Source organism: Corallococcus sp. AB049A (genome assembly GCF_003668885.1).
In the GTDB taxonomy this organism is placed as follows: Bacteria; Myxococcota; Myxococcia; order Myxococcales; family Myxococcaceae; genus Corallococcus; species Corallococcus interemptor.
Window position 1 is genome coordinate 40,785 of sequence record NZ_RAWL01000009.1, and the last position, 10,899, is coordinate 51,683.

7 protein-coding genes are annotated in these 10,899 nt (G+C 69.8%); 2 read left to right on the top strand and 5 right to left on the bottom strand.

The window, feature by feature from the left end:
- The first annotated feature begins 7 nt into the window (after window positions 1-7).
- Window positions 8-976 (top strand): NADPH:quinone oxidoreductase family protein, encoded by a 969-nt coding sequence (locus D7X55_RS02100; RefSeq protein WP_120548676.1) that lies wholly within the window; start codon window positions 8-10, stop codon window positions 974-976.
- A 14-nt stretch (window positions 977-990) separates the two neighbouring features.
- On the opposite strand, the gene D7X55_RS02105 is transcribed toward D7X55_RS02100, so the two are convergent.
- From D7X55_RS02105 to D7X55_RS02120, 4 genes are all read right to left on the bottom strand, one after another.
- On the bottom strand, window positions 991-1,818 hold the full coding sequence (locus D7X55_RS02105) for a helix-turn-helix transcriptional regulator (RefSeq protein ID WP_120548685.1): 828 nt from the start codon (window positions 1,816-1,818) through the stop codon (window positions 991-993).
- A gap of 18 nt (window positions 1,819-1,836) precedes the next feature.
- Window positions 1,837-2,829, bottom strand: a complete 993-nt coding sequence (locus tag D7X55_RS02110) for an aldo/keto reductase (protein ID WP_120548677.1) — start codon at window positions 2,827-2,829, stop codon at window positions 1,837-1,839.
- Window positions 2,830-2,840: 11 nt separating this feature from the next.
- Window positions 2,841-3,866: an aldo/keto reductase gene (locus D7X55_RS02115; protein ID WP_120548678.1), complete on the bottom strand. Its 1,026-nt coding sequence runs from the start codon at window positions 3,864-3,866 to the stop codon at window positions 2,841-2,843.
- Between the two features lie 132 nt (window positions 3,867-3,998).
- Window positions 3,999-5,153 carry an acyl-CoA dehydrogenase family protein gene (locus tag D7X55_RS02120; protein ID WP_121722063.1) on the bottom strand — a complete coding sequence of 385 codons (1,155 nt, stop codon included), beginning with the start codon at window positions 5,151-5,153 and terminating at the stop codon, window positions 3,999-4,001.
- Between the two features lie 109 nt (window positions 5,154-5,262).
- Here D7X55_RS02120 and D7X55_RS02125 point away from each other — a divergent pair, with 109 nt between their 5' ends.
- The gene (locus tag D7X55_RS02125; RefSeq protein ID WP_121722064.1) at window positions 5,263-6,000 is read left to right on the top strand and encodes a molybdopterin-binding protein; all 738 of its coding nucleotides are present in this window, start codon (window positions 5,263-5,265) and stop codon (window positions 5,998-6,000) included.
- Between the two features lie 20 nt (window positions 6,001-6,020).
- Here the strand turns inward: D7X55_RS02125 and D7X55_RS02130 are convergent.
- The coding region (locus D7X55_RS02130; protein WP_121722065.1) for a tetratricopeptide repeat protein at window positions 6,021-10,899 on the bottom strand (4,879 nt) is incomplete at its 5' end.

The window sequence follows — 10,899 nt, forward strand, 5'->3', positions numbered from 1 at the left end:
GCGAGCGATGGTCTGCGGGAAATGGGGTGGGCCCGAGCAGCTCACCCTCACGAACGTCCCCGAGCCTGTTCCGAAACCCGGCGAGGTGCGCATCGACGTGCACGCCTGCAGCGTGAACTTCGCCGACCTCCTCATGATCGCCGGGACCTACCAGACCCGGCCCGAGCTGCCCTTCGTCCCGGGCCTGGAGGCCGCGGGATCCATCGTCAGCGCTCCGGAGGGCTCGGGCTTCAAACCCGGGGACCGCGTCGTGGCCATCCTCTGGCACGGAGGCTACGCCGAGCAGGCCGTGGCCTCCGTCCAGGAGACGTTCCTGCTGCCGCCGGGAGTCTCGTTCGACGTCGCCGCCGCGTTGACCAGCGCCTACGTGAGCACCGCGCTGGCGCTGGTCCGCGTCGCCAATCTGAAGGCTTCAGAGGTGCTCCTTGTTCTTGGAGCGAGCGGAGGCGTGGGGCTTGCGGCGGTACAGCTGGGCAAGGCCTTGGGCGCCAAGGTCATCGCGGTGGCGAGCACTCCGGAGAAACTTGCCATCGCGCGTGAAGCGGGCGCTGACCATGTCTTGGGTCATGGAGACTGGAAGGAGCAGGTCCTCGCTGCCACGGGCTCAGGAGGCGTGAACGTCTGCTTCGATCCGGTCGGCGGCCCGCTCTTCGACCCAGCGCTCTCCACGCTGGGCTGGGGAGGCCGCTACGTGCTCGTGGGCTTCGCCGCGGGACAGGTTCCCAGCATTCCCGCCCACCGGCTGCTCGTGAAGCATCGCGCGGTGCTGGGCTCGTCGCTGCGCTACTTCCGCCACCACGACCCGGCCGCGCTGCGCGAAACCATGGACCAGCTCTTCGCCTGGTACGCGCAGGGCCACATCTCGCCGCGCATCACGCTCCGGCTCCCGCTGGAGGCGACCGCCGATGGACTGCGCACGCTCGCGGAGCGGCGAGCCATCGGCAAGGTGGTGGTCCACGTCCGCGAGAGCGCCTGACGGTCCTCGTGCTTTCAACGTTCCGCGAGAGCACGCGCCATTCGCTGCGCGCTCTCGGGGCCGACGGGAGAATAGAAGAGGACTCGGAGCGTGCGTGCGTCCGGCTCGATGTGCATCAGCGTCACGTGCGCGAGCTCGATGTGTCCGGTTCCGGGGATGTCGACGACCTTCGTGCCCTCGGGCTCGGCAGCCAGGTCATGCTGCGTCCAGAGCCGGCGGAACTCGGGGCTCCTCGCCTTCAGCTCGTCCGCGAGCTCCTGGAACTGCTCGTGGGCACTCGCGCGTGCTGCTTCCGAGCGAAAGCGCGCGACGAGGTTTCGTGCGTGTGCCTCGCGCTCCACCGTGACGAGCGGCGGTCCCTTTCCAAGGAAGAGGTTGCGCAGGGCATTCGTGCCACGCAGATCACCCCAGAGCTTCAGCGCGGGTCCGTTCATTGCGACGACGTCCCAGCGCAGGGTCGAGACAATCGCCGGATGACGATGCGCCTCGATCGTGAGCGCGAGCAGGGGGCTCACGATCGGCGGCGTTGCGGCAATCGGACGGGGCGAGCGACCCTGGGCAAGCTCGAACAGGTACGAACGTTCCGCGGCATCGAGGCGCAGCGCGCTCGAAAGCCGCTCGAGCACCGCCTCCGAAACCTGGATGTCGCGTCCCTGCTCGAGCCACGTGTACCAGCTCGCCCCCACGACAGCGAGCTGCGCGACCTCCTCGCGCCGCAGCCCCGGCGTGCGCCGCCGCCCACCCTCGGGCAGCCCCACCTCGGACGGCCGCAGCCGCGCCCGGCGGGTCCGGAGAAAGTGCGCCAGCTCGGAGCGCGGAGACGACAGGGACGCGGCGGTCATGGCCCGCAATATAGGGAGTCATCGTCCAAACCGGGCCTGGAGCCGTTCAGGCACGCGCGCGCCCTGGATATGAATCTTGGCGGAGGCCTCCTCGATGCGCCGCAGGTCGCCCTGCGTCAGCTCGACGTCGAGCGCGCCCAGGTTCTCTTCCAACCGGTGCAACTTCGTCGTGCCAGGGATTGGAATGAACCAAGGCTTCTGGGCCAGCACCCAGGCAAGCGCAATCTGGGCGGGCGTGGCTCGCTTGTCGCCGGCGATTTGCTGGAGCAGGCGGACCAGCGCCTGGTTCGCCTCCATGGCGTCCTGGGAGAAGCGCGGCAGGAGCCGGCGCAGGTCGTCGTCGGCCAATGGCGTGCTGGCGTCCATCTTGCCGGTCAGGAAGCCCTTCCCAAGGGGGCTGAAGGGCACCAGTCCGATGCCCAGTTCTTCGAGCGTCGGAATGATCTCGGTCTCATGCTCTCGCATCCAGAGCGAGTATTCGCTCTGCAACGCCGTCACGGGCTGCACGGCGTGCGCGCGGCGGATGGTCGCCGCGCCAGCCTCCGACAGGCCAAAGTGCTTGACCTTCCCTTCGGCGATGAGGTCCTTCACGGCGCCGGCGACATCCTCGATGGGCACCTCCGGGTCGACACGGTGCTGGTAGAGCAGGTCGATGCGGTCGGTCCGCAGGCGCTTCAGGGATGCCTCCGTCACTCGACGTATCTGCTCGGGCCGGCTGTCGACCCCTGACAGCGGACTCGGCCCGTTCTCGCCGTGCTTGATGCCGAACTTGGTGGCGATCACCACCTGGTCGCGCACGGGCGCGAGTGCCGCACCGAGCAACTCCTCGTTGAGAAAAGGCCCGTAGACTTCCGCGGTGTCGAAGAACGTGACGCCGCGGTCAACCGACGCGCGCAGCAGCTTCGTCATCTCCGCGGTGTCCTTGGGCGGACCGTAGAAGAAGCTCATGCCCATACAGCCGAGGCCGAGCGCCGAGACTTCCAGTCCCTGTCCAAGCTTGCGCTTTTGCATTGTCATCCTCGCTAGCGAGCGTTCTTCGGCGCTCTGCCCAGGTTGCCCAGGAACTCGATCATCCAGCCCGGGTATTCGGCGGGCAGTGCGCTCACCTTGTCGAGCTCGGCGATCTCGGCGGGGTCGAGCACGAAGTCGCTGGCCTTCAGGTTGTCCCTGAGCTGCGCCTCGTTCTTCGCGCCGACGATGATCGCGGAGACGTGGGGCTTTGCGAGCAGCCACGCAAGCGCGACGCATGCGACGCTCGCGCCCCTGGCATCGCCAATCTTCCGCATCGCGTCGATGCAGTCGAAGGCGCGGTCCTTGTTGACGGGAGGGAAGTCGAAGCTGGCCCGGCGCGAGCCGTCAGGGCCTTTGCCGTCACGCCCCTGCTTTCCGGACAAGAGGCCCCCGGAGAGAGGGCTCCAGACCATGAGCCCCATTTGCGAGTCGTTCAGGAGCGGCACGAGTTCGCGTTCGAGATCGCGGGTGGCGATCGTGTAGTGGGCTTGCAATGACTCGAAGCGAGCCCAACCCCGGTGCGCCGCGATGCCGTTGGCCTTGGCGAGCTGCCATGCCGCGAGATTCGAGCAGCCGACGTAACGCACCTTGCCGGAACGGACCACGTCGTCGAGGGCGCGCAGGGTCTCGTCGAAGGGGGTCACCGGGTCGAAGCCGTGAATCTGGTAGAGGTCGACCCAGTCGGTCCCGAGGCGCTTCAGGCTGCCCTCGATGGAGCTCATGATGTGAGCGCGAGAGAGGCCCTGCTGGTTCGGACCCGGGCCGGCCTTGCCGCGCACCTTCGTGGCGAGCACGACGTCCTTGCGGCGCGCGCCGAGGGCCTTGCCGAGGATCTTCTCGGACTCGCCCTCGGAGTAGACGTCCGCGGTGTCGAAGAAATTGATGCCGTTCTCGAGCGAGATTGACACGAGCTCGTCAGCCTCGGCCTGGGCCGTCCTGCCAATGGGCTCGTAGAAGCCCTTCCCGCCGAAGGTCATCGCTCCGAAACAGAGTTCCGAGACGTAAAGGCCCGTGCGGCCGAACAGCCGATAGCGCATGCGAAATGCTCCTGAACGCAGGCTGCCGGAAGGGCCGGTCAGCCTTCTCATGGCGCTCAGGATACGAACGGCGTGAAGGCCTGCCAGAGGGAGAATTTATCCTGGGACTGCCACCACCAGTCGTGTCAGGCGCTACGTGAACGACCGGGGCAGTCCCAGCACGTGCTGGCTGATGTACGACAGGGCCATGTTCCGGCTCACGGGCGCGTTGATGAACAGGCGCACCTCGCGGAACTTGCGCTCCACGTCGTACTCCTCCGCGAAGCCGTAGCCGCCGTACGTGTCCATGCAGGCGTTGGCGGCCTCCCAGGCGGCTTCGGCGGCCAGGTACTTCGCCATGTTCGCCTCGGCTCCGCAGGGCTGGTGGCTGTCGAAGAGCGTCGCGGCCTGCTCCGTCAGCAGGGACGCGGCCGTCAGCGCCGTGTGCGCCTTCGCGATGGGGAACTGCACGCCCTGATTGCTCCCGATGGGCTTGCCGAACACGACGCGCTCCTGCGCGTACGTGACGGCCTTCTCGATGAACCAGCGGCCATCGCCAATCGCCTCCGAGGCCACCAGCACCCGCTCCGCGTTCATGCCGTCCAGGATGTACGAGAAGCCCTTGCCCTCTTCGCCAATCAGCCCCTCGACGGGCACTTCGACGTTCTCGAAGAACAGCGCGTTCGTCGCGTGGTTGAGCATGGTCCGGATGGGCCGCGCCTCCAGCCCCTGTGTCTTGCGCAGGTCCAGCAGGAACACGCTCATCCCATCCGTCTTCTTGCGCCCCTCCGCGCGAGGCGTCGTCCGGGCCAACAGCAGCATCAGGTCCGACTGGAGCACGCGCGAGATGAAGATCTTCTGCCCGTTCACGACGTAGCGGTCGCCCTGCCGGACCGCCGTCGTCTCGATGGCCGTCGTGTCCGAGCCCGAGTTCGGCTCCGTCACCGCGAACGCCTGGAGCCGCAGCCGGCCGGCTGCAATCTCCGGGAGGTAGCGCTGCTTCTGCTCCGCGGAGCCATGCCGCAGCAGCACGTTCATCACATACATCTGCGCATGACACGCGGACGCGTTCCCGCCGAAGTGGTTGATCTCCCCCAGCACCACGGCCGCCTCGCGCAGGCCCAGCCCGGCGCCGCCGTACTCGGTGGGAATCAGGGCCGCCAGCAGGCCGGCTTCCGTGAGGGCCTGGACGAAGTCGTGAGGGTATTCACGCTCCGCGTCGAGGGTCCGCCAGTACTTCGGGGGGAAGCGCCCGCACAGGGCACGCACGGACGCGCGGATCGCGTCCCGGGTCTCATGGGAGTCCATGCGCGAAGGATGTCCGTCCCCTCATGCTGACTCCAGGACAGGGCGGGTCCGCGCCCCGGCACCGCGCGGGTCCACCCCCGGGGTCCGTTGGGGTAGAGTCGGCGGCCCCATGGAGCGCAACGGCGCGGCGGCGATCATCATTGGCAATGAAGTCCTCACCGCGAAGGTGAAGGACGAGAACGGCCCCCACCTCATCCAGCGGCTGCGGGAGCTGGGCATTCCGCTCGTCTCGGTGGAGACCATCCTGGACGACGTGGACGCCATCGTGGACGCGGTGTCCCGCGCCCGGCGCAAGGCCCGCTACGTCTTCACCAGCGGAGGCATCGGCCCCACCCACGACGACGTCACGGTGCGCGCGGTGGCGCTCGCGCTGGGCCGGCCCGTGGTGCGCCTGCCGGAGATGGTGTCGGCCATCCAGGCCCGCGCGGGCACGTCCCCGGTGACGCCGGAGTCCCTGCGGCTGGCGGACGCCCCCGAAGGCGCGGTGCTCCTGGCCCAGCCGGGCATGTGGTTCCCCGTGCTGACGGTGGGCGACATGTTCCTGTTGCCGGGGGTGCCGCAGCTCTTCCGGCTGCAGCTGGAGACGGTGCTCGCACGGCTGAGCGGCACGCCGGTGCACCTGGTCAACCTGTACTTCAACCTGGGCGAGAGCGCCCTGGCGTCCGTGTTGGATCGCGTGGCGCTGGACATGCCCCACGTGGCCATCGGCTCGTATCCCGTCTTCGACGCGGCCATGGACTACCGCGTGAAGGTGACGGTGGAGGCCCCGGAGCGGGCCTACGTGGACGACGCCGTGGGCCGTCTGCTCGGGGGAGTCCCGGCGGACGCGCTGGTCCGCCGGGAGTAGCCCGAGGCTCGAAAGGACGCCTACAGCGCCAGGCCGATGCGCTGGCGCAGGCGGAAGAAGTCGTCCGTCAGCAGCCACGACAGCAGGGCCTTGAGGTCGGCGCGCTCGCGCACCGCCTGGAGGATGGCGTCGGTGCTGCCGTCCTGGCGGTTGGCCACGATGTTCGGATCCTCGCGCAGCACCATGGTGAGGCCCACGGACGGGTCACCGCAGACGAGCAGGCCCGCGCGGTCCGCGGAGAAGCCGAGCGCGTCCACCACCGCCGCCACGTCGATCTTCGGCTGCGTGGACAGCGTCTGCGCGGGGCCCTCCGAGGCCTTCATCGCCTTGCGGTTGAAGGCCTTCTTGAGCAGCTTCGTCGTCTCGTCGTTGCGCCGGCCCAGGCCGTTGAACTGCGGCACGTGGACGCGGATGGCGTTGCCGAACAGGTCCACCGTCTCCCCTTGGGACGTCTTGGAGAGGACGGCCGTCTTGTTGAGCAGGCCCAGCACCGCCTTGCCGATGAGGAACTTCTGCTCGCGGGCGTTGAAGCGGCGCACCACGTCCTGGCCCACGCACAGGGACAGGGGCTCCGTCGTCTCCAGCTGCAGCATGCCGCGCCGGGCGAGGTAGACCTCGAACTCCTCCACGCCGAACGTCTGCGCCACCGCGCGCACGGCCTTGAACACGGCCGAGTCCGGCTTGAGCTTGTCCTGCTTCGGGTTGACGCCGAGCATCTCGAACTGCGGCGGGTACACCTTGCCCAGGTGCTCGCCCATGGCGCGCAACAGCTCCGTCAGCGGGCCGCGCGCGGACGGGTGCATGAGCACGGTGTCCACGTCCGTGGCGGGCAGCGCTTCCCGAGGCTCCTGCGGCTGGCGGGCGCGGGCCTCCGAGTAGAAGGCCTGCTCCACCTCGTTGGTGGCGCGCATGAACGTCAGCACCGCGGAGACAGCGAACGCCTTGTCCTGCTGCTTCTGGGACTCCCACAGCTTGAACAACGCATGCAGGCTGTCCACGCGAGCGGGGTCCAGGCGAAGAATCTGCCGGTGCTCCTCGATGGCGAGCGGGTAGCTGGCCATGTCGCGGCCATACAGGTCCGCCAGCGCGGCGCGCGCCTGGAGGTTCTGCGGATCCTGCTCCACCAGCTGCCGGTAGATGACCGTGGCGCGAGCCGGCTCCGCCAGCGGGCCCGCGTAGAAGCTCGCCACGCGCATGCGCAGGGACGCCGCGCGCTTGACGTCCGTGGACGCGGTGGCGGCCGCCTGGGCCTCCAGCATCTGCGCCAGCTCCGGCAGGTTGCGCTGGCGCTCATAGAGGACCACCAGCCGGTCCACCAGCGCGGGCTCGCCCGGCGTCAGCTCCAGCGCCTTCTTGTAGAGCGCCGTGGCGGAGGCGACGTCGCCCAGGCCCTCGTCGTGGATGCGCGCCAGCTCCACGGTGAAGCGAGCGCGGGCGTCGTTGGGCAGGTCCTGATCCAACAGCCGACGCAGGCAGTCCACCGCGCCGCCGAAGTTGCGGCCCTGCGCGTACACCGTGGCCAGACGCTCCAGCGCCTCCGGGTGGCGGGGCAGGGTGGCCAGCGCCGTCTGGAGGTGCGCGGCCGCGCGGCCCGGGTCGTTCAGGTGCTGCTGGTAGAGCGCGCCCAGCGTCAGGTGATGCTGCGCGAGCACGCGAGGATCGCCGCCCTGCTGCACGCGCTGCCCCAGCATCTGCGCGGCCTCCGCGTACTGCTGCGCCTCCAGGAGGAGCAGGCCGCGCGTCTCCAGCGCATCGGGGAAGCCGGGCCGGGCGGCCAGGGCCTTCTCCAGCACCGCGAGCGCACGGGCCCGGTCACCCAGGGCCACGTTGTGGAGGCGGGCCGCGGTGACGTACGCAGCAGCCGCCGCTTCCACGTCACGCTGCGCGAGCCGGGCCTCCGCGCGCCGCTCGTGCAGGGCCGCGAGGTCGGAGGAGCCACCGCGCTGCGCGAGCAGCTCCTCCAGGCCGGTGGCCGCGCCCGGGTGCAGCGGGTCGCGCTCCAGCGCCAGGCGGTAGAGGGCCGCGGCGCCGTCGGGGTCGTTGAGCTTCTGGGCCGCGAGCTTCGCGGCGGCGACGAAGCCCTCGATGGCGCTCTTGGTGTCGCGGCTCGCGCGGGCCTCGGTCTCCATCATGGCGCGAGCGGTGGCGAAGTCGCCCCGGCGCAGGGCCACGCGGCGGGCGCCCTGGAGCGCGGGGAGGCACTGCGACTGGAGCTCCAGCGCCTGCCGGTACAGCGCGGCGGCCTGCTCCAGGTCGGGGTTCTTCTCGGCCAGCTCGGCGGCGCGCAAGAGCAGCTCCAGCGCCTCCGTGGCGTCGGTGGTGACGGCCAGCCGCATGCCGTACATGCGCGACAGGGCGGCGGTGTCACCGGTCTGGCGCAGCACGCGCTCCAGGCCGAAGGCGAGGCGCGCGTCGGAGGGGTCGGCGTCGAAGGCGCGCTGGTAGACCTCCAGGGTGCGCTCGGAGGGCGGGCCCTTCTCCTGATCCGCGGCGGCCAGCAGGCGCAGCGCGCTGGACAGGCGCGTGTCGGTGACGCGCTCGGCGATGCGGGCGCGCAGCTCCGCGCGGCGGACGCGGTCCGACACGCGGATGCGCTCCAGCAGCATGAGGGCGGTGAGGTTGCCGGGCTCCAGGCCCAGCACGGACTCGCAGCACTGCGCGGCGCGGGACGGCTCCTGGAAGCGGTCCAGGTACAGCCGCGCGAGCTTGAGGTACGCGGTCACCTTGGCCGCGGGCGTCTGGCCCACCTGCGTCTCGCGGTCGAGGATGGAGACCAGCTCCTTCACGTTGTCCTGCGCGACGTACAGGCGCTCCAGCGCGCGCAGCGTGGCGGCGTGGCCCGGCGTAAGGCGCAGCACTTCCTGGTAGCCGTCGATGGCCAGCTCCGGGCGGCCCAGCTGGTCCTCCCAGATGGCGGCGGCCTGGTAGAGCGCGTTGGCACGCTCGAGCGGATCCGTGCGGTTGGCGGCGTCCGCGCGAAGGACTTCGACCAGGCTTTCCCAAGCACCGTGGGCCCGGTGGATGCGAGCCAGCGCGCGCAGCGCCGGGAAGTAGCTGGGCGCCAGCATCAGCGCCTCCTGGTACGACGCCAGCGCCTCGTTCTCCTGCTTGAGGCGGTGCTCGTACAGCTCGCCAATCTTGTAGATGAGCGCGGCGGCCGCGTCGGTGGAGGCCGAGATCTCGGACTCCGCGCGGTACATGTCGATGAGCTTCTCCCACCGGCCGTCCTGCGCGTACAGCCGGCCCAGGGCCTTGAGCGCGGGCAGGTACGACGGCGACAGCGCGAGCACGCGCTCATACGCGGTGATGGCGCCCACGCGGTCCTTCAGGTTCTCGTCGAGGATCTCCGCGTTGCGGTGGAGCAGCGACAGCACCTGCTTGGTGTCGCCGGCGAAGGACGCCTCCAGGTCGTTGGTCTCCAGCAGCTCACGGAAGCGCCCGGCGCGCTCGTAGAGGCGGGCCAGGTTGCGCAGCGTGGGCAGGTGATCCGACGCCAGGTCGAGGATGCGCTTCATGCACTCGATGGCGTGGTCCAGGTCGCCCAGGCGGTCCTCGTAGATGACCGCCATCTTGTTGAGCGTGGTGATGACCTGGTCGCGGTCGGACGTCTGGAGCAGGTCCTGCTCGAACATCCCGACGAGCTCCGCGAAGCGGCCCTGGCGCTCGTAGAGGCGGGTGAGGGCCTTCTGCGCGGGGAGGTAGCCCGGCTGCAGCTGGAGGCACGCGTTGTAGCGCGAGATGGCGTCCTCCTGGCGGCCCAGGCGCTCCTCCAGGATCTCGGCCGCCTTGTACATGCGAGCGGCCTTGCCCTTGGCGTCCTCGGCGGCGGTGACCTCCGCGTCGAAGACGGCGACGAGGCCTTCCCAGTTCTGCATCCGGTACGACAGCTTGCCCAGGCCCGCGAGCGCGGCGGCATGGCTGGGGATGCGGGCGAGGATGGCCTGGTAGCGGGCAGCGGCCTCCTGGTCGCGCTTGAGGTCGTCCTCGTACAGCGCGGCGAGGCGCAGGTTGATGGCGACGAGCTCGCTCTCGTCGTTGATGGAGCCCACCCACGCGAGCAGCACGTCGGCCAGCTCCTCGAAGCGCCCCTGCGTCTCGTAGATGCCGGCGAGCGCGCTGAGGACCAGCGGCTCATGAGGGCTCACGCGGCGAGCAGCAAGCAGCGCGGAGAGTGCGTCGTCCTTGCGGCCCAGGCGGTCATGGACCTTGGCGATGTGCAGGTACGCGGGAGCGCCCTGGGAGCCCTGGCCTTCGGCCTCGGAGAGGAGGGCGGAGAGGAGTTCGTCGGTGCGGCCCTCGCGCTCGGCGACGCGCTTGACGGCGGCCTGGAGCAGCGGGTCGGAGCGGTCGAGCGCGAACGCCTCACGGAAGGCCGCGGCGGCGGCCTCCTTCTGCTTGAGGCGCTCCTCCAGGATCATGCCCGCGGACGTGAGATAGTGGGCGCGAAGGGACGGCGGGACGACGGCGGTGGCGAGCAGCCGGTAGATCTCCACCAGCGCGCCCGCGTCGTTGCGAGCCGCGTAGACGGACTCCAGCTGGGTGAGGAGGGTGACGTCGGTGGGCTTGCGGTCCAGGGCCTGGCGAAGGGCATCCGCGGCGTCGTTGTCACGGGACAGGCGCTCCTCGAGGATCTGCCCCTTCTCGAAGAGGAGCGACGCCTGCTGGCGAGGATCCTCGGAGGCGGAGAGCTCCGCGTCGATGAGCTGCACGACCATCTGCCAGTTGCCGACGTCGGCGAAGAGGCGGCGAGCGGCGCGGATGTTGGCGAGGAAGCGCGGCGCCAGCTTGTACGCGTTCTGGAATGCGACAGCGGCGTTGCGAGGGTTCTTGAGTGGCTCCTCCCAGAGCAGACCGACTTCATGGAACAGGAGGGCGGCGGTCTGAGGCTCGGTGGTGGCG